The organism is Lysinibacillus sp. NPDC093692, from assembly GCF_050280125.1.
Taxonomy (GTDB): domain Bacteria; phylum Bacillota; class Bacilli; order Bacillales_A; family Planococcaceae; genus Lysinibacillus.
The window spans coordinates 1-22,248 of the sequence record NZ_JBNNUW010000025.1; the positions used below are offsets into that span (position 1 = coordinate 1).

Annotated in this window: 23 protein-coding genes; 13 read left to right on the forward strand and 10 right to left on the reverse strand. The window is 38.8% G+C overall.

Annotation, left to right across the window (positions count from 1 at the left end; genetic code table 11):
- Both ACQKN4_RS20945 and ACQKN4_RS20950 read left to right on the forward strand, forming a co-directional pair.
- A partial coding sequence (locus ACQKN4_RS20945; RefSeq protein WP_427484721.1) for a hypothetical protein occupies positions 1-194 on the forward strand: 194 nt, incomplete at its 5' end.
- A 28-nt stretch (positions 195-222) separates the two neighbouring features.
- The gene (locus ACQKN4_RS20950; RefSeq protein WP_427484722.1) at positions 223-2,073 is read left to right on the forward strand and encodes a transglycosylase domain-containing protein; all 1,851 of its coding nucleotides are present in this window, start codon (positions 223-225) and stop codon (positions 2,071-2,073) included.
- A gap of 121 nt (positions 2,074-2,194) precedes the next feature.
- Here ACQKN4_RS20950 and ACQKN4_RS20955 read toward each other — a convergent pair whose 3' ends face one another.
- Positions 2,195-2,758 (reverse strand): DUF5366 family protein, encoded by a 564-nt coding sequence (locus tag ACQKN4_RS20955; RefSeq protein WP_079561536.1) that lies wholly within the window; start codon positions 2,756-2,758, stop codon positions 2,195-2,197.
- A 154-nt stretch (positions 2,759-2,912) separates the two neighbouring features.
- Between ACQKN4_RS20955 and ACQKN4_RS20960 the strand changes: the two genes are divergently transcribed.
- Genes ACQKN4_RS20960 through mnhG form a run of 7 tightly spaced genes read left to right on the forward strand, consistent with a single transcriptional unit; the run spans position 2,913 to position 8,671 of the window.
- The gene (locus ACQKN4_RS20960) at positions 2,913-5,327 is read left to right on the forward strand and encodes a Na+/H+ antiporter subunit A (RefSeq protein ID WP_079561535.1); all 2,415 of its coding nucleotides are present in this window, start codon (positions 2,913-2,915) and stop codon (positions 5,325-5,327) included.
- The gene (locus tag ACQKN4_RS20965; protein ID WP_049669152.1) at positions 5,314-5,736 is read left to right on the forward strand and encodes a Na(+)/H(+) antiporter subunit B; all 423 of its coding nucleotides are present in this window, start codon (positions 5,314-5,316) and stop codon (positions 5,734-5,736) included. Before ACQKN4_RS20960 ends, ACQKN4_RS20965 begins: the two co-directional genes overlap by 14 nt.
- Positions 5,736-6,077, forward strand: a complete 342-nt coding sequence (locus ACQKN4_RS20970) for a Na(+)/H(+) antiporter subunit C (protein WP_053593262.1) — start codon at positions 5,736-5,738, stop codon at positions 6,075-6,077. The genes ACQKN4_RS20965 and ACQKN4_RS20970 overlap by 1 nt, the downstream gene beginning before the upstream one ends.
- Entirely contained in the window at positions 6,070-7,557 is a 1,488-nt protein-coding gene (locus tag ACQKN4_RS20975; protein WP_079561534.1) for a Na+/H+ antiporter subunit D, read from the forward strand. Before ACQKN4_RS20970 ends, ACQKN4_RS20975 begins: the two co-directional genes overlap by 8 nt.
- A 4-nt stretch (positions 7,558-7,561) precedes the next feature.
- Positions 7,562-8,041, forward strand: a complete 480-nt coding sequence (locus tag ACQKN4_RS20980; RefSeq protein WP_079561533.1) for a Na+/H+ antiporter subunit E — start codon at positions 7,562-7,564, stop codon at positions 8,039-8,041.
- Positions 8,038-8,319 carry a Na(+)/H(+) antiporter subunit F1 gene (locus ACQKN4_RS20985; RefSeq protein ID WP_079561532.1) on the forward strand — a complete coding sequence of 94 codons (282 nt, stop codon included), beginning with the start codon at positions 8,038-8,040 and terminating at the stop codon, positions 8,317-8,319. The genes ACQKN4_RS20980 and ACQKN4_RS20985 overlap by 4 nt, the downstream gene beginning before the upstream one ends.
- Complete coding sequence (gene mnhG / locus ACQKN4_RS20990; RefSeq protein WP_079561531.1) at positions 8,303-8,671, forward strand: monovalent cation/H(+) antiporter subunit G; 369 nt, start codon at positions 8,303-8,305, stop codon at positions 8,669-8,671. The genes ACQKN4_RS20985 and mnhG overlap by 17 nt, the downstream gene beginning before the upstream one ends.
- A gap of 45 nt (positions 8,672-8,716) precedes the next feature.
- On the opposite strand, the gene ACQKN4_RS20995 is transcribed toward mnhG, so the two are convergent.
- The 5 genes from ACQKN4_RS20995 to ACQKN4_RS21015 all read right to left on the reverse strand — a co-directional run bounded on the left by ACQKN4_RS20995 (position 8,717) and on the right by ACQKN4_RS21015 (position 13,004).
- Positions 8,717-9,187, reverse strand: a complete 471-nt coding sequence (locus ACQKN4_RS20995) for a GNAT family N-acetyltransferase (RefSeq protein ID WP_079561530.1) — start codon at positions 9,185-9,187, stop codon at positions 8,717-8,719.
- A 255-nt stretch (positions 9,188-9,442) separates the two neighbouring features.
- Complete coding sequence (gene cysC, locus ACQKN4_RS21000) at positions 9,443-10,036, reverse strand: adenylyl-sulfate kinase (protein WP_079561529.1); 594 nt, start codon at positions 10,034-10,036, stop codon at positions 9,443-9,445.
- Positions 10,033-11,172, reverse strand: coding sequence for a sulfate adenylyltransferase (sat, locus tag ACQKN4_RS21005; protein ID WP_427484723.1), 1,140 nt, complete (start codon positions 11,170-11,172; stop codon positions 10,033-10,035). The genes cysC and sat overlap by 4 nt, the downstream gene beginning before the upstream one ends.
- A gap of 53 nt (positions 11,173-11,225) precedes the next feature.
- A complete protein-coding gene (locus tag ACQKN4_RS21010) occupies positions 11,226-12,290 on the reverse strand; it encodes an inorganic phosphate transporter (RefSeq protein WP_427484724.1) in 1,065 nt (354 codons plus the stop codon).
- 12 nt (positions 12,291-12,302) lie between these two features.
- The gene (locus ACQKN4_RS21015; protein ID WP_427484725.1) at positions 12,303-13,004 is read right to left on the reverse strand and encodes a phosphoadenylyl-sulfate reductase; all 702 of its coding nucleotides are present in this window, start codon (positions 13,002-13,004) and stop codon (positions 12,303-12,305) included.
- Between the two features lie 440 nt (positions 13,005-13,444).
- Here ACQKN4_RS21015 and ACQKN4_RS21020 point away from each other — a divergent pair, with 440 nt between their 5' ends.
- Genes ACQKN4_RS21020 through ACQKN4_RS21035 form a run of 4 tightly spaced genes read left to right on the forward strand, consistent with a single transcriptional unit; the run spans position 13,445 to position 17,311 of the window.
- Positions 13,445-14,494, forward strand: coding sequence for a sulfate ABC transporter substrate-binding protein (locus ACQKN4_RS21020; RefSeq protein WP_427484726.1), 1,050 nt, complete (start codon positions 13,445-13,447; stop codon positions 14,492-14,494).
- An 11-nt stretch (positions 14,495-14,505) separates the two neighbouring features.
- Entirely contained in the window at positions 14,506-15,339 is an 834-nt protein-coding gene (gene cysT, locus ACQKN4_RS21025; protein ID WP_427484727.1) for a sulfate ABC transporter permease subunit CysT, read from the forward strand.
- A 9-nt stretch (positions 15,340-15,348) separates the two neighbouring features.
- Positions 15,349-16,224 (forward strand): sulfate ABC transporter permease subunit CysW, encoded by an 876-nt coding sequence (gene cysW / locus ACQKN4_RS21030; protein WP_427484728.1) that lies wholly within the window; start codon positions 15,349-15,351, stop codon positions 16,222-16,224.
- Positions 16,225-16,240: 16 nt separating this feature from the next.
- On the forward strand, positions 16,241-17,311 hold the full coding sequence (locus ACQKN4_RS21035; protein WP_079561522.1) for a sulfate/molybdate ABC transporter ATP-binding protein: 1,071 nt from the start codon (positions 16,241-16,243) through the stop codon (positions 17,309-17,311).
- 101 nt (positions 17,312-17,412) lie between these two features.
- Here ACQKN4_RS21035 and cysI read toward each other — a convergent pair whose 3' ends face one another.
- From cysI to ACQKN4_RS21055, 4 genes are all read right to left on the reverse strand, one after another.
- Positions 17,413-19,134, reverse strand: a complete 1,722-nt coding sequence (gene cysI / locus ACQKN4_RS21040) for an assimilatory sulfite reductase (NADPH) hemoprotein subunit (protein WP_427484729.1) — start codon at positions 19,132-19,134, stop codon at positions 17,413-17,415.
- Positions 19,135-19,209: 75 nt separating this feature from the next.
- Positions 19,210-20,997 (reverse strand): assimilatory sulfite reductase (NADPH) flavoprotein subunit, encoded by a 1,788-nt coding sequence (locus ACQKN4_RS21045; RefSeq protein WP_427484752.1) that lies wholly within the window; start codon positions 20,995-20,997, stop codon positions 19,210-19,212.
- Between the two features lie 360 nt (positions 20,998-21,357).
- A complete protein-coding gene (locus tag ACQKN4_RS21050; RefSeq protein WP_079561519.1) occupies positions 21,358-21,507 on the reverse strand; it encodes a YezD family protein in 150 nt (49 codons plus the stop codon).
- Positions 21,507-22,247: a sirohydrochlorin chelatase gene (locus ACQKN4_RS21055; RefSeq protein WP_427484730.1), complete on the reverse strand. Its 741-nt coding sequence runs from the start codon at positions 22,245-22,247 to the stop codon at positions 21,507-21,509. The genes ACQKN4_RS21050 and ACQKN4_RS21055 overlap by 1 nt, the downstream gene beginning before the upstream one ends.
- Between the last annotated feature and the right edge of the window lies 1 nt (position 22,248).

A 22,248-nucleotide genomic window follows, 5' to 3' on the forward strand; every position in this document is an offset into this window, starting at 1 on the left:
CGGCAGCAACAAATGTTTTAACTGTGCGAAAGCGAAGCGGCAGCAACAAATGTTTTAACTGTGCGAAAGCGAAGCGGCAGCAACAAAGCGCCCAGTCGGAACGGAAATCAACTCGCTTTGCCGAAGAGTCAACAAAAGTGCAAATAGGTCGGAACGAGTATTTGGAAACCATCCAAAATATGTTATTCTTTTGAGTGACTCATATTTAGAGTGGAGGCACACATGAAAAAGGCTTTTGGTTTTATTATCATTTTACTATCCTTACCTGTCCTTTGGTGGATTAGTACAAATATTAGGACGGAAATCCATGCGGCAAAAGCGCATGAGGAGCAAATTGCTAGCGCTATTCACTTACCGGAAGTTCAGCCACAACTTCCAATAACACTTATTGATCAAAACGGCAACACATTTAGCGAGGAATATGTCGAATGGAGGCAACCTCTAACACTACAAGAGATCCCAAAAATTGCCCAGGAAATTTTCATCGCAAGTGAGGACGCTCATTTTTATGAGCATATCGGCTTTGACCTCAGTGCAATCGTCCGTGCAGTTGTTGCTAACTCAAGCACGAATTCAACGTCTCAAGGTGCCAGCACTATTACACAGCAACTCGTTCGTATGCGTTATTTATCCGATGAAAAAACATATGAACGAAAATTAACAGAAGTTTTTTACTCCTATGAGATTGAGAAAGAATTTGATAAAGACACGATTTTAACGATGTATCTAAATGAAGCCTATTTTAGCAATCAAGTTTATGGAATTGGCGGAGCAGCTACCTATTATTTTCAAAAACCACTCCAAGAATTATCTATAGCTGAAATTGCATTTATTGCGGCCATTCCAAATAACCCCTCACTTTATAATCCTTTTAAAAATTTTGATAAAACAAAAGCGAGACAAGAGCGGTTATTAGATACACTCGCAACTAGCGGCGCTATTACAAAAGAAGATGCTAATACACATAAAGCTGAAACGATAACATTAAATGTAAAGAATAAAGCGCAAAGCTACCCAATGTACAGCACATACGTCCTACAAGAGCTTAAATGGTTAGTTGCAGAAAAAGAAGGCTATGCAGATCGTCTTGCAAAAACACAAAGTGAAGAAGAAAAGAAAAAAATCAAAGCGCAGCTAGACAATCGACTCAATATATTATTTCAAAATGGATTAACGATTTATACCGCGCTTAATCCAGACAAACAAGCAAATGATGAGAAAAAGATGACTGCCATTCTAGGCCCAGGCCAATTACAAGCAGCCGGAGCAGTTATTGATAATAAATCCCGTGAAGTAGTTAGTCTGTATGCAGGGAAGAACTATGAAAAGTTTGGTTATCATCGAGCCTTTCAAGGAACGCGTCAGCCAGGCTCTGCCTTTAAGCCATTAGCGGTATATGCACCGTTCTTTGAAACGACAGCACACACACCTGATTCTATAGTGAGTGGTGGCAGTTATTGTGTCGGTTCATTTTGTCCTCAAAACTATGGCGGCTTTAAATACGGTGATGTACCAATTCGAGTAGCATTTCAATATAGCTACAATACATCGGCTCTCCGTCTGTTGAACACAGTCGGAATTGATACAGCATTTAGTTACTTAGATCGTTTTAACTTTCGCTCCATCGTGGCAAAAGACCATAATTATGCTGTCTCCTTGGGAGGTTTAACGTATGGTGTTACAGCACTCGAGCTAGCAGACGCTTATACAAGCTTTATAGACGGCTCATACGCGCAAGCCCATAGCATCCGTAAAGTAACAGCAGCTGATGGAACGGAGCTTTACAGCTGGGATCCAGCACGCGATCAAATTTGGTCACCTAAAACGGTTAAGAATATGCGTTCAATCCTTTCAGATGTTGTTACTCGAGGTACAGGACAAGGCGTTTATAGTAGAAGTAACTATGTCGGTGCGAAAACAGGAACAACTAACAACTATCGCGACTACTGGCTTGCAGGATTAAACGATGAATACACAGCAGCAGTTTGGCTAGGCTATGATAAGCCACAATCTATGGAAAGATTAGAAGACTATAAGATTCACCATCAACTATTTAATGTTTTACTACAGTAAATAGTCATATATTCTCAATGAAAAGGAGCAGCCCTAAGTGAAATTCATCACTCTGGGCCGCTCCTTTTCTCGTTGAACGGTATTATGTAATTGGATAAATACTTAATGAAAATCGAGGCATTTAATGTGCAAACGGCAAGCTTGCCAAGATGCCATTATACAATTTTAAAACAACATAAATTATTAGCGATAATAGTATTGTCCACATAAATAGCTCAAATACTAGTAAGCCAATCGTTCCACTCATCGACATAAAATGGCTCATTTTATAGATAAGGTAAATAAAGTAGATAAAAACGGTTAAGACAAAAATACCTACTAATACGTAAATAAATTGAATAGCAAAGGCTGAACATATTGCACCAACTAATAATATGATATATCCGCCTCGTGCTTGATGAACTGTCGCACCATCATTATCCTTTGAGAAAAATAACATTCCAAGCTCATGAATCGTTTCCCCTACTAATTTTAATGCTGAAAATAACATAAAAAAGATTCCCGCAAAGACAATTAGTAAAAAAACACGGAGCTCGAAATCAGATAAAAACTCCCGCATGCCAGAATATACACCAATTGCATGAAAAACTTGCAATGATTCACTTACAGCATACATACCAAACGTCAAACTAAATAACAAAATCGTAATCAATGGTAGATAACCATAAATATAAGGGTTTCTCATAAAAATTTTTTTCCTCTATTTTTATTGATAACTTCTTATTTATAATATATCCAAAATTCTTCCACTATCGCAAGCTAAATCCTATGAGTGCATATGCATTCATACAAAAAGTGCGTTATAATTAACCTACTTACTTGCATAAAGGAGGATTTTTTTGTTACAAGTACTTTATATTTTCATTCCAATGCTTGCTGCAATATTTGTGCCATTTTTATATAAACGCATTAAAAATATTCACACAGGCTGGTTTGTTCTTGCAGTCCCTGCTACACTCGCGATTATTTACGCCTCATATATCGCAAAAGTAGCAGATGGTAAAGTTTTTCTTGAAGAGCTTCCTTGGATTCCATCGCTTGATATTTCCGTCGTTTCTTATTTAGACGGACTTAGCTTGCTGTTCTCATTACTCATTACCGGAATTGGCTCGTTAGTCGTACTTTACTCTATTTTTTACTTAGACAAACATAAAGAAAGATTACATAATTTTTATGTTTACTTATTACTATTTATGACCGCAATGCTAGGAGTAGTACAGTCAGATCATTTAATTTCTTTGTACTTCTTTTGGGAGCTAACATCCATTTCGTCATTTTTACTAATTGGCTACTGGTATTCTCGTGATGCATCTCGCTTTGGTGCACTTAAATCAATGATGATTACAGTCGGCGGCGGCTTAATGATGTTAGGAGGATTCATCCTTCTGTATTTAATGGGAGGAACGTATTCAATCCGTGAACTTATTGTCATGGCACCTAACTTAGTGCAGCATCCAATGTTCACTTGGTCACTCGTTTTAATACTTTTAGGCGCATTTACAAAATCTGCACAATTCCCATTCTACATTTGGTTACCAGATGCAATGGAAGCGCCAACACCAGTAAGTGCATACCTTCACTCCGCAACAATGGTAAAGGCAGGTATTTATTTAGTAGCACGCTTTACACCAATTTTCGCAGTTTCTGAGCTTTGGGTATGGCTCGTTACAGGCGTAGGTATTTTAACGCTATTCTGGGGTTCGTTCTTTGCTGTGAAACAAACAGATTTAAAAGGAATCCTTGCGTTCTCTACAGTGAGTCAGCTTGGCCTTATTATGTCATTGCTCGGAGCTAGTGCCTTAGCATTTCATGGAAATGGGGCAACAGATACGATTAAATTTGCTGCTTTTGCGGCGATCTTCCACCTGATCAACCATGCAACATTTAAAGGAAGCTTATTCATGATTGCAGGTATTGTCGATCATGAAACAGGTACACGTGATATTCGTAAGCTCGGTGGCTTAATGAGTATTATGCCGCTTAGCTTTACAGTCGCGGCAATCGGAAGCTTATCAATGGCCGGTCTACCGCCATTTAACGGCTTCTTAAGTAAGGAAATGTTTTTAACAGCAATGCTTGCACTGCAAAATTTTGAATTTTTCGGCTTTGATACATGGGGAGCACTCTTCCCGATTGTCGCTTGGATTGCTAGTATTTTTACATTTGTCTATAGTTTCTATTTTGTTTTCAGAACATTTACTGGTAAATATACACCAGAGAAATTACCTCACAAACCACATGAGGCACCAATTGGCATGCTGATTTCACCGATGATTTTAGCAGCATTAGTGGTAACAATCTTCTTTATTCCGAACCTAGTAGGGGATACTTTTGTAAAGCCAGCAGTACAAGCCATTCAGCCATTCTTATATGATTCACCAAAGGATATTAATATTCACGTGGCGGCTTGGCATGGTGAAATTACACCCGAATTAATCATGACATTTGGCATAGTAATTATTGGGGTTCTATTGTTTGTATCATTACCGAAATGGCAGGGTATTTATCAAAAATTCCCACGATCTTTAACATTGAATAATGCATACGACAAAATAATGCTTGGACTGGACGTAGGATTAAATCGTGTATCACGTCTATATATGACAGGCTCTATGCGTCATTACCTGCTATATATGTTTAGTAGTATTGCCGCGATTGTCATAGGTTCCTTATTTGTGAAGAAGGCCTTTACAGTCTCCTTCCAAGATACTGCACCTATTAGTCCTTACGAAATCATTTTAGTCGTAGTATTAGTCATTGGAACAGCCATTACAATTTTAGCAAAGTCACGCTTAACAGCGATTATAGGTCTTGGTGCTGTCGGCTACACAGTAGCATTGTTCTTCGTTATTTTTAATGCTCCTGATTTAGCATTGACACAACTTGTCATTGAAACGATTTCTGTTGCGCTATTTTTACTAGCGTTTTATCATCTGCCGAAGCTTGGAAAACGAGAAGAGCGCATGCGATTCCAATTAAATCGGGCAATTGTTTCCATTGCTGTCGGTGTTATGGTTACGCTTATAGCACTGTCTGCACATTCACAAAAATTGATTCCGACTATCTCGAAGTATTATGAGGAAACAGTTTATTCAAAAGCTGGCGGTGGAAACATTGTCAATGTAATTTTAGTAGACTACCGTGGCTTTGATACATTATTTGAAATTACAGTGCTAGGTATTGCTGGAATGGCCATTTTAGCAATGATCAAGCTACGCATGAATAGAAAGGAGAAATCGCATGAAAACAAATGATGTCATTATACAATTTACAACAAAAATTGTATTCTTCATTATTTTCTTCTTCTCCATTCATATTTTCCTTGCTGGTCATTACACACCTGGGGGCGGCTTTGTCGGTGGACTTTTAACATCGAGTGCTATCGTACTTTTAGTCCTTGCCTTTGATTTAAATACGGTTCGTAAAGTTTTACCAATAAATTATACGTATTTAACTGCAATTGGCTTACTTCTAGCCCTAGCAACAGCCGCTTTCCCAATGTTTGTAGGTAAACCGTTTTTCACACATTTCTTTGATTATTTCGATTTACCGCTTCTAGGCAAACAGTCATTACACACGGCTATGCTTTTTGATAGCGGTGTCTATTTGGTTGTTGTCGGCGTTACGATGACCATTATTCAAACGATTGGGGAGGATGAATAATGGAAATAATTATGGCGTTTGTCATAGGCTTTTTGTTTATGGCAGCGGTTTATTTAATCTTATCCAAAAGCTTATTGCGTATTATAATCGGGACAGGGCTTTTAAGTCATGGTGCTCACCTTCTCATTTTAACGATGGGCGGGCTTGGTGGAGAAGCACCACCTGTTTTAAAGGAAGGGGCAAAAACTTTTGCAGACCCATTACCACAAGCGCTTATTTTAACAGCGATTGTTATTAGCTTTGGGGTAACTGCTTTCTTCCTTGTACTTGCTTACCGTTCTTACCAAGAGCTCGAGACAGATGATATAAGCTTAATGAGAGGAAGTGATGAGGATGAATAACTTCCTTCTACTACCCATTATCATTCCGTTTTTCTTCGGTATAATTTTGATGTTTGGGCAAAAAAACTTAAAATACCAGCGTTCATTCGCATTACTTGGTATAGGGCTCGCACTTATATCAGCCCTTTCACTGCTTATAAAGGTGAAGAATGACGGTATACAAAAGGTGACGTTCGGGGACTGGCCTGTGCCGTATGGTATAACGATGGTTTCAGATATGGTGTCCGCACTACTTGTCACAACAACGCTTCTGATTGCCATCTTTGTTGTTTGGTATGGCTTTGGTTCCATCACAAAGGAACGCGAACGCTTCTTCTATTATCCTGGGATCATGTTTATTTTAACTGGGGTGAACGGGGCATTTACGACAGGCGATATTTTTAACCTTTTCGTATTCTTCGAGGTATTGTTAATGGCCTCTTATTTGCTCATCGTTCTTGGGGGCGAAAAAGGACAGCTTAAAGGTTCCATTAAATATATTTTAATTAATGTTATTTCTTCTGCATTGTTTGTTATAACAGTTGCCTTCCTTTACTCAGTAGTAGGCACATTAAACATGGCAGATATTGCTGTAAAAATTGCTGACATTAATCAGCCAGGTATTGTTACGGTTATAGCTGTACTATTTTTAATGGTATTTGGGTTAAAAGCGGCTATTTTCCCGTTATACTTCTGGCTTCCAACTTCATATGCGGCAGCTCCAATACCAGTACTAACGCTATTTGGTGCACTATTAACAAAGGTTGGCATTTACGCGATTACTCGAACATATACATTGTTCTTCGTTCATGATTTATCATATACGCATGATCTACTAATGGCATTAGCAGTTGCAACAATTATTGCGGGCTGTATCGGTGCTCTTGCCTATCACGATGTGAAGCTCATCATTATCTATAATATCGTCATTGCTGTAGGTGTTATTTTATTCGGTGTATCTCAAATGAATGAAATCGCCCTAAAAGGTGCCATGTTCTATTTAATTCATGACATGCTTATAAAAGCAGCGCTCTTTATGTTAATAGGTATAGTGATTTACATTACGGGCACATCTGATTTACGAAAAATGGGCGGTCTAATGAATAAATACCCTGCCCTCGGTTGGTTCTATTTAATTGCAGCATTTGGTTTAGCAGGGATTCCCCCACTTAGTGGCTTCGTCGGAAAGCTGTTAATTGCTCAGGGAGGCTTTGAAGCAGGCAGTAACTGGAGCAGTATTTTTATTTTAGCTTCGTCACTTCTCGTGTTATTGTCCGTTATTCGTATTTTCCTTTATGCCTTTTGGGGTGAGGAAAAAGAAACGACAGGTACTGTCGATAAAAAAGTCTATCATACACTATTCATGCCTACTGTTATTCTAGTGCTCATTACCGTAGCGTATGGCGTTGGTTCTGAATGGATTACACCATTTATGGACGATGCAGCAAAACTATTAAGTGATCCATCTATTTATATAGATGCTGTATTGAAGGAGGATTAGAGATATGGCATTTCAAATTATTTTAAATGTTATGCTTGCCTTCGTTTGGATGTTCCTTTCTTCTAATTACACAGCAACAGGCTTTATCATTGGGTTCATTCTCGGTATTGTATTACTCGTTATTATGCGTAGATTTTTTACAACCCGTCTTTACGTCTACCGCATATGGGCAATCATTAAATTGACTTTACTCTTTTTAAAAGAGTTAGTGTTAGCGAATATACAAGTGCTTCGAGTGGTCTTAAAGCCAAAGTTGGATATGCAGCCTGCGTTCTTCGCCTATCCTACTGTTTTAACACAAGAATGGGAAATTACATTATTATCGAGTCTCATTACGTTAACACCTGGTACTGTAGTAGTGCACGTATCAGATGATGCAAAAACTTTGTATGTACATGCTATCGACATGAGTGATGTCGATGAAGCAATTACTGCAATTCGGGATTCATTTGAGAAAGCGATTTTGGAGGTGAGTAAATCATGACAACGTTTATTATTACTGCAATTGTGGTGATTTGCTTATCGATGGTTGCAGTTATTTATCGAATGGTTAAAGGACCTTCTGCATCCGACCGTGTGGTAGCATTGGATTCATTAGGTGTATCAGTCATCTCGCTAATTGGACTGTTTTCAGTATTGGTTGAAACAAGCTTCTTCCTAGAGATTATATTATTGTTAGCGATTTTATCGTTTATCGGTACGGTTGCTTTCTCTAAATTCATAGAGAAAGGAGATATCATTAAACGTGACAATACTCGCTAATAGTTTAGTTATCTTTTTCATTTCTATCGGGGTGCTATTTATTGTCGTGACAGCCATTGGTCTTGTCCGTTTACCTGATTTGTACACACGTGCCCACGCTGCTTCTAAAAGTGCAACGCTCGGTGTTATGTGCGTACTCATTGGCGTATTCTTTCACTTCTGGCTTATTGAAGATCACTTTAATCCCCGCATTTTGCTTGGCATACTGTTCCTGTTCATCACAGGTCCTGTCGGAGGGCATATAATGACTCGCTCCTCATACATTGCTGGTGTAAAACCTTGGAAAGGTACAATTCACGACGAGCTTGGGCCTGAAATTGATCGGATGAAAAAGGAACAAGGCATTAAATAACTTTTCAAAAAAGTGGCCAACGAATAGACTTCATTGGCCACTTTTTTAATTGTTTGATAGCATAAAAAATTCTTTTTCTAAACCAATACCTTCCCAAAAATTTAGTGCTAAGTCATTTTCTAAATCTACATAAACATTTACTACTGAAGTATCATGCTCGTCATTAAACCAAATCACTAAGTCATCTACTAGACGTTTAGCAACCTTCTGTCTTCTATATACTGGTACTACATATACTTCGTCTATTTGGCCATAGTTCATATCGTAAATAAAATCTCTTTTGATCGAAGCCATTCCAAAACCAATCATTTCATTATTTTCATTCGTTGCTATATAAATGGCCCCATATTTTGATTTAATATATTGTTCTAGCTGTTCTTGAATTCCCTTCCTTTCACTCTCTCCTAATTCACAATTTGCAGTTTCTATGGCATTTTCATTCCAAAGTTCCAATATTTCATTTAATAATTTCTGGTTTATAATATCCTCGGTTAATAGTTGAATATGTATGCTCATTTCTTTCATCTCCTATAATGATTGATGATTTAATCATCTCACAACATTTGGGAACGTTCTATAAAAATGGGTAAATTTCTCAATCAAATATACCTCGGCATAATTGCGTCCGGAACCAGCTTTGTCCTTTTTAGCGGCTGTTTAAACACCGCTGAAAGCAGTTAAAAAAATCTGCTTCCTCAGGAGTAAGCAGATTCTTTATGAAAGCAAATTTATTAAATATAAACACACCACTATTACTCGTGGTTATTAAGCCTAAATATATCCTTTTGAAGTTAATATGTCTGTGAGCTGGTCTACGCATTCTTCGATAGAATTAAGTTCTGTGTCTAAAGTAATTTCTGGATTTTCCGGTTCTTCATAGGGTGCACTGATTCCAGTAAAGTTTAGAATTTCCGCATTTCGCGCTTTTTTATAAAGACCTTTTGGATCACGCTTTTCACATGTTTCAACAGAACACTTCACATAAACCTCTATAAATTCCCCAACTTCCACAAGCTGACGGACAACTTGACGATCTTCTCGGTAAGGTGAAATAAAAGCAGTTAGAACAATTTGTCCATTTTCCACAAAAAGCTTAGATACCTCTCCAATTCGTCTTATATTTTCCTTTCGACTAGCTTCATCAAATCCTAAATCCTTATTTAAGCCATGGCGAACATTATCACCATCTAAGACAAATGCTTGATTGCCACGTTCAAAGAGTCGGCGTGCAAATGCATTCGCCACCGAAGATTTTCCAGATGCTGATAAACCAGTGAACCATAAAATAAAGCTTTGATGCTTGTTTTGTGTACGGCGCTCCTCTTTCGTAATGGAAGCTTCATGCCAAACGATATTTGAACTCACTTTAAAACCTCCTTACGCATTCCTTTAATCAATACATCCACAACCTCTTTACGGCTAAATTTACTAGGAGGCACTTCGCCATTACGTAACATTTCACGAACCTTAGTACCCGATAAAATGACATGAGCAGAGCTATCATGTGGACAAGTTTTCGTTGTTGCCATTCCCTCACATTTGTTGCAATAGAAGCTATGCTCAAATTTTAATGGAATAATTCCTAATTCATCTTCCGTAAATTGTTCAAAGATTTTTTGTGCATCGTATGTGCCATAGTAATCACCAACACCTGCATGGTCACGCCCAATGATAAAGTGTGTACAGCCATAATTTTTTCGTACAAGTGCATGGAAAATAGCCTCCTTTGGTCCTGCATAACGCATGGCAGCTGGAAACACCCCTAGTTGCACACGATTTTCAGGATAATAATTTTTCAGCAAAACTTCGTAGCTCTCCATGCGAATTGCGGCTGAAACATCGTCTGATTTCGTTTCCCCAACTAGTGGATTTAAAAATAATCCATCAATTGTTTCAAGTGCAGCCTTCTGAATATATTCATGTGCTCGATGTACAGGATTCCGTGTTTGGAAGCCAACAATTGTTTTCCACCCATTTTCTTCAAAAATTTGACGTGTTTCAAACGGATCAAATGAATAGGCTGGGAACCTTTGCTCTAGTCGTTTTACTAATGTAATTTTTCCGCCCACATAAATACTTGGACGTTCATGCAACTTTTTAACACCTGGATGCTCTAAATCCTCCGTGCCGTATATTAACAATGCCTCTTTCTGCTTATTTGGCTCATAAATATCAGCAACTTCAATAACGCCATAAACAGCATCACCGTATACTAATTTAGCCTCATCACCTGGCTGCAATGTTGCCGCTACATCCTCTGCTACAGGTAATGTAATCGGAATACTCCATACCACGCCAGACGCTAAGCGTGTATGTTCAACAACTGATTCATAATCTTCCTGCGTTAAAAATCCTTCAATTGGACTGTAGCCACCAATAGCAATTAGCTCTAAATCACTTAGTGAAATGGCATCAAGTTCAATTACTTTCTTTATAGGTGTTACATCCTCCTCTAGATTAATTGCTTGCACTAATAGTCCACCATGTGGTTGTAAACTCATCAAAATATCCTCCTAATTTTATTGAATTACTTAGTTTTATATGTTTTCGGGTATTAAATTCCTTCACCCGCATCGTATATTGAGCGCTCTTCTTCACGCATTGTTCGCATTAAGCTAATGACACCAAGCGTTCCAACAATAATACTGCCAATTAATATGATGGTATAGAAATCTTTTTCTAAGAATAGCTGTACTAAAAAATAAGAAATGGCTAAAGAAAAGATTGGCGAGACAATCCAAATACGGATTATCTTTTTCACAATATGCTTATGGAAAATTTGTTTTCCGTTATTGGCCATCCCCATTCCGATAATCGAAGAGGATGTTACTTGGGTTAATGGCACGGGAAGTCCAAAAATAGAGCTTACACCGACTAGGAGTGCACCTGTACTCGATATTAGTACCCCTTCTGCCTTCTCAAAGCGCATAATTTTTTTACCGTTTGTTTCAAGCACTCGTTTTCCAAGAAGCATTGAGCCAAGCGCCACAAATGCCCCACCAAGCAATATGCCTGTTGTTACACTCATCATCCCTGCACCTACAAGAGGTCCAACTGCATTTGCTACGTTATTCATCCCTGCTGAAAATGCTTCGAAAAATCCAGCGAACACAAGGAGAATCGTTAATATTGGATGATCTTTTAGCAAGCCCTTAACTCGTAATTTATACAGCCACTTCCCAGAGACAAATGCAATGACAAACGCTACAATTGGAACTATTACCCAAAACGATATGATAACAAGTAATGATTTAATGTATAACACTTTATAGGCAATTCCTACACCTACAACTGCTCCCACTGTCACTTCACTCGTTGATAATGGGATACCTAAAAGATTGGCGAAAAATAGTGAGCTCGTTGCAGAAATTAAAATAATAATGACAATCTTTACCGTAATGTACTCTTGCGGCATTATGCCGGAGCTGATTGTTTTTACTACCTCTCCACCTCCAAGAACTGCCCCAGAAAAAACACCCACTGAGCAAATGAGCAGTGCTTGCCAGGCCTTTTTAATGGCACCTGCACCGTAAGCAACTCCCATTGAGGCTGCCGCTCCACTAGCACCTATATTCATCGCAAAAAATAAACTAATCGCTATTGCTACATATTCAAGCATGGCAAAACTCCTTTACTCATGTAATCCACACTCAGTTTTACCAGACCCTTGCCATCTGCCTGAACGCAAATCATCCATTGTAAATGCCGGTTTTGTACAGTGCTCGCAGCCGACGCTTGGATAGCCCCTGTCATGCAATGGATTGTACGGTAAACTATGCTTTGAGACATAGCGCCAGACATCCTTCCATGTCCAATGAATGAGTGGACAAATTTTAATGGATTTAAATTTATCGTCACGATTAATAAAGTTCGTATTTTGTCGGGTTGGTGATTGTTCACGACGCAAGCCTGATATCCAAGCCTTTGCGCTCGCTAATGATTCATGCAACGGCACAATCTTGCGAATTTCGCAGCATTTGTTTGGATTAGACTTCCATAATTCATCACCGTATTCAGCAGCTTGTTGTTCGAATGTAAGTGCTGGTTTTTTCATAATAATGTTCAGCTTCGGATATTTTTCTTTTACTTTATCAATCGTTTCATATGTTTCCTTAAAATGAACATCTGTATCTAAAAAGACAATCGTAGCATCGGGCTTCACCTTTGAAATAAGGTCAATCATGACAATTCCCTCAATCCCAAAGCTACATGCATAGACGATATCTTCGCCATATTCAGCATAACTCCACTGTAAAACCTCCAGTGCTGCCTTGTAAGTTTCGTCTACCTGAAAATTCAATGTTGGCTCATGCCAAGTTGCATATGTTAACATATAATCCCCCTCATAACGAAAAAGGCGTTCCAACGAAAGACATATATAGACATGTCTTCGTTAAAACGCCTCTAGTTTGACTAGCCAGCTTATGCAATGATTGTTCACTAGTATTGGCTACCTCATTCTACAATCATTTTTCTTATTACCAAATATATACTAAAGTACACCAAGTAGTCAACTAGGCTTTTCACAAAAAATTCATTTCAATGAGCCCAAATTTTTATACTGTATTCTTGCATATGATGATAATCAAAAGAAGTACTTTTAATTCCTTGTTGACTAATAGGAAATATATGTTTAATGTATAACTAAGCTTTGAATCAAACCAATATAAAAATGCTGATCAGAGGATCTGAAGGCCATCTACTTAAGACGATTATTATTCGTTCTGGTAGATGGTCTTTTGTATTTTCTAAATCAAAAAGGAGCGAAATTTTATGAAAAAAAGGAAACATCTTTTCCAATCGTTAGTACTTATATCTGCATTAGCACTAACATTAACAGGCTGTGGTAGCAGCTCTTCTGAAAAAGATACAAGTGCTCAGGATACAAGAAAATCTGTGGAGCTACTAAATGTATCCTATGATCCAACACGTGAGCTTTACGAGGAATTCAACAAAGATTTTATAAAAAAATGGAAGGATGAAACCGGTCAAGATGTAACGATAAAACAATCACATGGGGGCTCCGGTAAACAGGGTCGAGCTGTAATTGATGGTCTTGAGGCAGATGTTGTTACACTAGCACTAGCTTTCGATATTGATGAGATTGCACAAGCTCGAAGCCTATTAAATAAAGATTGGCAAACAGAATTTGAAAATAACTCTACACCTTATACATCTACTATTGTCTTTTTAGTACGCAAAGGCAATCCAAAGGGTATTAAAGACTGGGATGATTTAATAAAAGACGATGTATCTGTCATTACACCAAATCCTAAAACATCTGGTGGTGCACGGTGGAATTATTTAGCTGCTTGGGCCTATGCAGGGAAATTATATAAAAATAATGAGGCAAAAACAAAAAAATTTATGAAAGCTCTCTATAGCAATGTAGAAGTACTGGATTCTGGTGCACGCGGTGCTACAACAACATTTGTTGAACGTGAAATTGGTGACGTCCTAATTGCATGGGAAAATGAAGCATATTTATCGCTCCATGAATTGGGTGACGAGTTTGATATTATTACACCTTCTTTAAGTATTTTAGCTGAACCACCTGTGTCAATCGTCGACAAAATCGTTGATAAAAAAGGTACACGCAAAGTAGCGGAGGCTTATTTAAAGCATTTATATAGTGAGCGTGGTCAAGAAATTGCTGCAAAAAATTACTATCGACCACGAGATGAAAAAATTCTAGCAAAATATCAAGAGCAATTCCCAAAACTTGAACTCGTTTCAATCGATGATTTTGGTGGTTGGGCAGAAGCGCAAGCGACGCATTTTAAAGATGGTGGTACATTCGATGAAATTTATGTACCTCAATAAGGAGGAATGTTATGAGTAGTTTAACTGTTAATGAAAAAACACGCCGCATTATTCCAGGTTTCCACCTTTCTCTGGGCTATACGATGTTATACGTTAGCTTACTAGTCTTATTGCCGCTATCGATGATTTTTATTCATACAATGTCCTTAAGCTGGGCAGAGTTTGTTAATATTGTGACCGCTCCTCGTGCTGTCGCTTCCTATAAGGTAAGTTTCAGTACTGCACTCGCTGCTGGTTTATTAAATGTTATTTTTGGCACAATCATTGCATGGGTGCTTGTACGCTACCACTTTCCGTTTAAACGAATCATCGATGGACTTGTCGATTTACCATTTGCTTTGCCAACTGCTGTAGCAGGAATTGCCTTAACGTCACTCTATGCGCCAAACGGTTGGATTGGTCAATTTTTTAATTTTAAAATTGCCTTTACGCCACTCGGCATTATCATTGCCCTTACATTTATCGGGCTACCATTTGTCGTTCGTACTGTGCAGCCTGTCTTACAAAATATTAGTGCTGAGGTTGAGGAAGCCTCAGCAAGCCTTGGAGCAACTCGCCTACAAACCTTTCGTAAAGTGATTTTTCCAGAGCTTGCTCCTGCCATTTTAACAGGATTTTCATTAGCCTTTGCACGTGCACTAGGAGAGTATGGCTCCGTTGTTTTTATCTCCGGTAATATGCCGATGAAGACTGAAATTACACCGTTAATAATTATGACTAAGCTCGAGCAATATGACTATGCTGGTGCAACTGCTATTGCAGTGGTCATGCTGGTCACGTCCTTCATTCTATTGTTTAGCATTAATTTAATACAATGGTTGGCAAATCGTCGTTTTGTACATTAGGAGGTATTTATGGAACAATCTACATTTATTCAGCAAGTTGCTCCTGAAAAAAATAATGCAGCGACAAAGTCTGCTGCCTTACAAGAGCCACGTTTTGTCCGATATACGCTAACATTTATTGCACTAGCTTTTTTAGCATTTTTCATTGTGCTTCCACTAGTATCGATTTTTTTTACTGCCTTTCAAAAAGGAGTAGATGTATATGTAGCAGCTATCACACATCCAGATGCATTGGCAGCTATTAAGTTAACCTTAACTGTCGTCGCAATTGCCGTACCATTAAACGCAATTTTTGGAATTATGGCTGCTTGGGCTTTAACAAAGTTCAACTTTAAAGGGAAAAATCTACTTCTTACAATTGTGGATCTTCCTTTTGCAGTATCTCCCGTTATTGCTGGTTTAGTATTTATTTTGTTATTTGGCTCACAGGGATTATTTGGTGATTGGCTATTTGAACATGACATTAAAATTGTTTTTGCGCTACCTGGTATTGTCCTCGCTACTGTCTTTGTCACGTTGCCATTTGTTGCACGGGAGCTCATTCCTCTTATGCAGACACAAGGTACTTCCGAGGAGGAGGCATCCATTTCACTTGGTGCTAATGGTTTTAAAACGTTTTGGTATGTGACATTGCCGAATATCAAATGGGGCTTATTGTACGGCCTTATACTTTGTAATGCTCGGGCAATCGGTGAATTTGGGGCCGTTTCTGTTGTATCAGGGCATATTCGTGGAATGACAAATACAATGCCCCTTCATATTGAAATTTTATACAATGAGTACCAATTTGCAGCAGCCTTCGCCGTTGCTTCACTGATGAGCGTGATCGCCATTATTACACTTATCGTTAAAGATATTGTTGCTTGGAAATCAAAATCTGCTTAAAGGGGGTATTGTCAGCATGAGTATCCAAATTAAAAATGTATCCAAAAAATTCGGTTCCTTTCAAGCTTTAGAAGATGTTTCTCTTCATATTCAATCAGGAGAACTAGTTGCCCTTCTCGGCCCATCTGGTTCTGGCAAAACTTCGTTACTACGAGTTATTGCTGGGCTTGAAACATCCGATGTTGGGGAGATTTTATTTGACGGTCAATCGATGATCGATCGCCATCCAAAGGAGCGAAATGTAGGCTTTGTGTTCCAGCATTATGCACTTTTTCGCCATATGACCGTTTTTGATAATGTCGCTTACGGTCTTAAAGTACGTCCTCGTAAAACAAGACCATCTAAATTAGAAATAAAGAACAAAGTGATGGAACTTCTAAGACTCGTAAAACTGGAAAATTTCGCCGATCGCTATCCAACACAACTTTCAGGTGGGCAACGTCAGCGAGTTGCACTTGCTAGAGCTCTCGCCGTGGAACCCAAGGTGCTCTTATTAGATGAACCTTTTGGAGCACTGGATGCTAAAGTGCGCAAGGAATTGCGTCGTTGGCTTCGAAAGCTTCACGATGATTTTCATATTACAAGTATTTTTGTCACACACGATCAGGAAGAGGCACTCGATGTTGCAGACCGAATTGTCGTGATGAACAACGGCAAGATAGAGCAAATTGGTAGCCCAGACGACGTATACACAAATCCAAAAAGCCCTTTTGTTTATGATTTTTTAGGTAATGTGAATCTCTTTAAAGGACGATTACATAATGGTAAGCTCCTGCATGGTGAATTTGCGATTGATGTACCTGACGCACAGGTATACACAGAGGATCATGCAGTAGGATATGTACGTCCCCATGATATTCAAATTGAGAAAACAAATATATCTGGTACTGTCCCCGTCAAAGTAAGCCATATTCATTTGCTCGGACCTATCGTACAGGTTGAGCTACGTCGTGAAGATATAGATGAATTTTTAGAGGCAGAACTGACTAAAGAACAATTTACTAATCTTCAACTTATGGTTGGTGACCATGTATTTGTCAAACCAAAGCAATTAAAAGTCTTTATCCCCGAAGACTTTTCCATTTAAAAAAGACGTGTAGCAAATATCTTGCTACACGTCTCTTAGTGTTGGTGTCATATTGCAACATAAGCCCTGTAGCAGAGAAAATTTGCTACAGGGCTATTATTTTATTTATGATGAAAATCTCGTCCGTCGTACACAGCTGTTACATAACCTGCACGAATAACAAAATCCCCGAAATGCTCGCCATCTAGACGTTCCTTCGCATAGTGGAGCAGTATTGGACGAAGCTCCGCTAATATCTCCTCCTCACCTATATTTTCACGATATATTTTATTGAGACGATCACCAGTAAAACTTGCTCCTAAATACATATTATATTTCCCTGGACCTTTACCGATAAACCCAATCTCAGCCATTGCTGCACGCGAGCAACCATTCGGACAGCCTGACATGCGAATAACGATTTCTGTATCGTTTAAGCATGCTTCTTCAATAATGGTTTCTATTCTTGTAATTAGAGAAGGCAGGTAACGCTCGGCTTCTGCCATAGCTAAACCACATGTTGGTAATGATACGCAAGCAATCGAATTTCGGCGCAATGCAGAATAACGCGCTCCATCTGTAAGGTTATATTGCTCAATGATAGCAGCAATTTTTTTCTTCTTTTGCGGCGTTACATTGCTAATCATTAAATTTTGGTTTGGCGTTAAACGGAAATCACCTGTATGCACTTTCGCAATTTCACGTAATCCTGTTAAAAGCTCATAATTTTCAAAGTCCTTAATACGTCCATTTTGAATAAATAATGTATAATGCCATTGACCTTCTGCCCCTTTAATCCAACCAAACTCATCACCTGTGCGATTAAAAGTAAATGGACGGGCCTCTTGGATAGTCCAACCTAGACGACGTGTTAGTTCTTCGTTAAACCACTCAAGTCCTCTGGCATCAATTGTATATTTAAAACGTGCATTTTTACGAACCGAACGATTCCCATAATCGCGCTGAATCGTAATAATTTTCTCCGCTGTTTCCAGTAGTTTATCAGGTGTGATAAAGCCAATTACTCGAGCAAGCTGCGGGTATGTTTCATGATCGCCATGTGTCATACCCATTCCTCCACCAACGGCTAAGTTAAAGCCTACTAACCTACCCTCCTCTACAATTGCAATCAGCCCTATATCTTGTGAAAATACGTCCACATCATTACTTGGCGGAATCGCAATACCAATTTTAAATTTCCGTGGCAAATATTGCGCACCATATATAGGTTCAACTTCTTCATCCTGACTATCAACTACCTTTTCACCATCTAGCCATAGTTCATGGTAAGCTCGTGTTCTAGGTAATAAATGCTCACTTAATTTGGCAGACCAATTATAGATTTCCTCATGTAATGCGGATTGATTTGGATTCACATTACACATCACATTACGGTTGACATCTCCACAAGCTGCAAGAGAATCTAATAACACCTCATTGATTTCCTGCATATATTTTTTAACATTCCATTTTAATATGCCATGCACTTGGAATGCCTGACGTGTCGTTAATTTTAAGGAGCCATTACCATACTTTCTCGCCATTTCATCCATTACTAGCCATTGTGCTGAAGTTGCTGCTCCGCCCGGTGTACGTACACGCACCATAAATTGATAGGCAGGCTCAAGCTTTTGACGCTGGCGTTCATTCCGAAGATCACGGTCGTCTTGTAAGTAACTACCATGGAATTTCATTAGACGGTTATCATCCTCTGGGATACCTGAACTTAATGGATTGTTCATCGTACGCTCTAATGTTCCGCGTAGATAATTACTATCGCTTTTAATACGCTCTACATCACTAGGCTTCCCCTGTTGTGGAGGTAAAATAATTTTCCCTGTCATTTGTTATCGCTCCTTTAATCAAATATTCCTTGGCAGAATTGTAGCTGTCGCTACAGAAAGCATTGCCGAAGGAAGTTAATAAACGTCACGTTGATAGCGTTTCTGCTGTTTTAGTTCATTAACAAAGGCTTTAGCTTCCTCTGGCGTTTTTTGTCCCTGTTGTTCAATAACGCGACGGATTGTTGCATCAACATCAGCCGCCATCGACTCTTTATCGCCACAGATGTAAATGACAGCTCCTTGCTCTAGCCATTCATAAAAAGCAACAGCATTTTCCTCAATTTTATGTTGAACATATATTTTTCTATCAGTATCACGTGAGAAAGCGACATGCAATTGACTTAGTGTGCCTGAAGAAAGCCAACGTTGCCAATCTGTTTGATAAAGAAAGTCTGTGACAAAGTGTTGATCACCAAAGATTAGCCAAGCTTTCCCTCCGATTCCTAATTCCTCACGCTCCTCTAAAAATGCACGGTACGGAGCAACACCTGTTCCAGCACCAATCATAATAATCGGTGTATCCTCATGCTCTGGTAGTCTAAAGTTCGGATTTTTTTGAATATATACCGGTAATGTGTCACCAATTTGAATACGCTCTGCTACGCTTCCGGAGCAAACGCCAAGACGTTGACGTCCCTTCGTCTCATAGCTTACTTTCCCAATTGTTAAATGTACCTCTTCACTATTTGCTTTTTGACTACTAGCAATGGAATATAGGCGTGCTGGAATTTTACGTAGTAAATCTACAAATTTCTGCGCATCCCATATAAATGGTGCAAAGTCCTCCACAACGTCAAGCAAATCTCTCCCTTTTGCATAGTCCCTCCAAGAATTAGAGTCATCTAATAGCTTTGTAAATTCCTGATGGACCGTATAGGCACCAATTTTTTGTAACAATGGCTTAGATAACACTGTAATTTCTAGTTTTTTTTGCAATACATCCTTTAATGGCTGTGTTTCTTCAAAGACGTTTACTACAGTTTGTGGATCAAACTGTAACGCTGTGATTAAAGCATCAACTAGCTTTTCATCATTTTCCGGTTGAATACCGATACTATCTCCTGGTTCAAAATAAAAATTTGCACCTTCGATGGATAATTCAATGTGACGTGTTTCTTTATTTGATCCGCGACCGTTTAAATTAATGTTTTCAAGTACTTCTGCATAAAACGGATTTTTTCGAGAATATGTAGTGTCTCCTTGCGCTGTTTTATTTTGTGTAGTCGTTATATCAGCTACATCCGTCTGTTGAAGCAACTTCTGCTGAACAGCTGAGAACCATTGTGCTGCAGTGTCATCATAATCTACATCACAATCTGTGCGAGGTACGATTTGACTTGCCCCTAATTTTGCAAACTGCTCATCAAAATCCTTTCCTGTTTTACAGAAAAATTCATAGGAGCTATCTCCTAAGGCTAGCACCGAATAATGAAGTTGCTCTAACTTTGGAGCTCGCTTGCTATGCAAAAATTCGTAGAACTGTATCGCTTGATCAGGTGGATCCCCTTCCCCATGGGTACTAACAATAAGTAAAAGATTTGTCACCTTTTTTAAATTATTTGGTTTAAACGTTGCTAACGACGAAATCGTTACGTCCACATCATTGTCTTTCAAGGCTGAGGCATATTTTTCAGCTAACCCCTGGCTATTACCTGTTTGTGAACCATATAAAATCGTTACTGTTTTGGCGATTATTTTTACTATCGGTGTTACTTCCTCAACAACTGGATTACTAGTTGCTAGTGGTGCACTTAAAAAACCGTTTAACCAAATCCTCTGTTCTCCTGTTAGTTGAGGGAGCAGCTCATTTAACAGCTTTACCTGCTCCTCATTAAATGGACTGTTTACTACTTGTAGTTTCAACCTTGCCACCTCACGTATTCGTATCATTTTCTTCTATTGATAATTTATCTGACAAAACGTTTGCTGAAAAAAGATCCATTATGCCTCGGTATAATTGCCGCTGACGCTAAGCTTTCGCGCAGATAAACAATGTGTCTGGAATCGGCTTTGTGCTTAAGCCTGCAAATGTTTTTAGTGCGAAAGCGCAGTGCTAACGTAGCGTCAGCAACACGTTTTTGTCTGTGCGAAAGCGAAGCGTCAGCAACAACACTAGGGCCGACACGATGTCGGTCACTCAGTCGTTGCCACAGGAAGTGGCGTTCGTAGACTGAGTTCCTCTGTTCAGCGGATGTTTGGACACCTGCTGAAAGAAATTAAAAATTATCGAAGTCGTATTTTTTCTTTCTTTTCTATTTGGACCACATAGGAATTTTGCACAATCAATGTAATCGATCCGTGGTTCACAGTATTTAAAATTTGGCGGACATTATCTAATGCAAGATTTACATTTTCAGTCCTTTTATCTACCATTACAAAACACCTTCCTTAGTAAGTTTTAATAATTGATAAATACGTTCCACTAAAACTTTCCTTACATTGTCGTCATAGCCTAAACTTTCACATAAAATAACATTCTTATTCCCATAATCTTGTAATCGCCTTGTTATGCTTTGGCGCAAAATCCCGGTAAACAACAAATACGGCACTATAAATACTTGATTGCCCCTTTTCTGCTCTTGTTGTAACCAATCTTCGAACGTAGGGCCCATGCCATAAAGAAAGCACGTGTCTACAGCTTCATAAGCGTATTTATCACGTAATCTTGTTGCAATTTTGGCTAAATCACTCTTTACTGCAGGATCACTACTCCCACGACCTATAAGTAAGACACTTGCACTGTTAGGCGGGCACCTTGCTTCTAAAATTCTAGTCTGTAATGTATCAATTAATAATTCATGGACCCCAAGTGGTTCACCGTATGTAAATCGCACTTGTGGATGCTCTTCTTTTGCTTTATCAATCTCACTTGGAATATCGTGCTTTGCATGCTGAGCGGCAAGCAATAAAATAGGCACGATCGCTATAGCTGTAGCGCCCTGGTTAATACAACTTGCAATCCCTTCAGCAATTGTCGGAGTTGCAAGTTCTAAAAAACTAATTTCTTGAATCGGTATTTCAATCTCTTGTTGTACGCTCTTCAGAAAGGTAACGGCTTGCTCCACTCCCGCCTTTACTCTACTTCCATGAGCGATATATAAAATGGCTTGCATA

Bases quoted from the DNA above. Each gene is read 5' to 3' on its own strand.
- ACQKN4_RS20950 (WP_427484722.1), top strand. From the start codon at position 223: ATGAAAAAGGCTTTTGGTTTTATTATCATTTTACTATCCTTACCTGTC.
- ACQKN4_RS20955 (WP_079561536.1), bottom strand. From the start codon at position 2,758: ATGAGAAACCCTTATATTTATGGTTATCTACCATTGATTACGATTTTG.
- ACQKN4_RS20965 (WP_049669152.1), top strand. From the start codon at position 5,314: ATGAAAACAAATGATGTCATTATACAATTTACAACAAAAATTGTATTC.
- ACQKN4_RS20970 (WP_053593262.1), top strand. From the start codon at position 5,736: ATGGAAATAATTATGGCGTTTGTCATAGGCTTTTTGTTTATGGCAGCG.
- ACQKN4_RS20975 (WP_079561534.1), top strand. From the start codon at position 6,070: ATGAATAACTTCCTTCTACTACCCATTATCATTCCGTTTTTCTTCGGT.
- ACQKN4_RS20980 (WP_079561533.1), top strand. From the start codon at position 7,562: ATGGCATTTCAAATTATTTTAAATGTTATGCTTGCCTTCGTTTGGATG.
- ACQKN4_RS20985 (WP_079561532.1), top strand. From the start codon at position 8,038: ATGACAACGTTTATTATTACTGCAATTGTGGTGATTTGCTTATCGATG.
- ACQKN4_RS20995 (WP_079561530.1), bottom strand. From the start codon at position 9,187: ATGAGCATACATATTCAACTATTAACCGAGGATATTATAAACCAGAAA.
- sat (WP_427484723.1), bottom strand. From the start codon at position 11,172: ATGAGTTTACAACCACATGGTGGACTATTAGTGCAAGCAATTAATCTA.
- ACQKN4_RS21010 (WP_427484724.1), bottom strand. From the start codon at position 12,290: ATGCTTGAATATGTAGCAATAGCGATTAGTTTATTTTTTGCGATGAAT.
- ACQKN4_RS21015 (WP_427484725.1), bottom strand. From the start codon at position 13,004: ATGTTAACATATGCAACTTGGCATGAGCCAACATTGAATTTTCAGGTA.
- ACQKN4_RS21020 (WP_427484726.1), top strand. From the start codon at position 13,445: ATGAAAAAAAGGAAACATCTTTTCCAATCGTTAGTACTTATATCTGCA.
- cysT (WP_427484727.1), top strand. From the start codon at position 14,506: ATGAGTAGTTTAACTGTTAATGAAAAAACACGCCGCATTATTCCAGGT.
- cysW (WP_427484728.1), top strand. From the start codon at position 15,349: ATGGAACAATCTACATTTATTCAGCAAGTTGCTCCTGAAAAAAATAAT.
- ACQKN4_RS21035 (WP_079561522.1), top strand. From the start codon at position 16,241: ATGAGTATCCAAATTAAAAATGTATCCAAAAAATTCGGTTCCTTTCAA.
- cysI (WP_427484729.1), bottom strand. From the start codon at position 19,134: ATGACAGGGAAAATTATTTTACCTCCACAACAGGGGAAGCCTAGTGAT.
- ACQKN4_RS21050 (WP_079561519.1), bottom strand. From the start codon at position 21,507: ATGGTAGATAAAAGGACTGAAAATGTAAATCTTGCATTAGATAATGTC.
- ACQKN4_RS21055 (WP_427484730.1), bottom strand. From the start codon at position 22,247: ATGCAAGCCATTTTATATATCGCTCATGGAAGTAGAGTAAAGGCGGGA.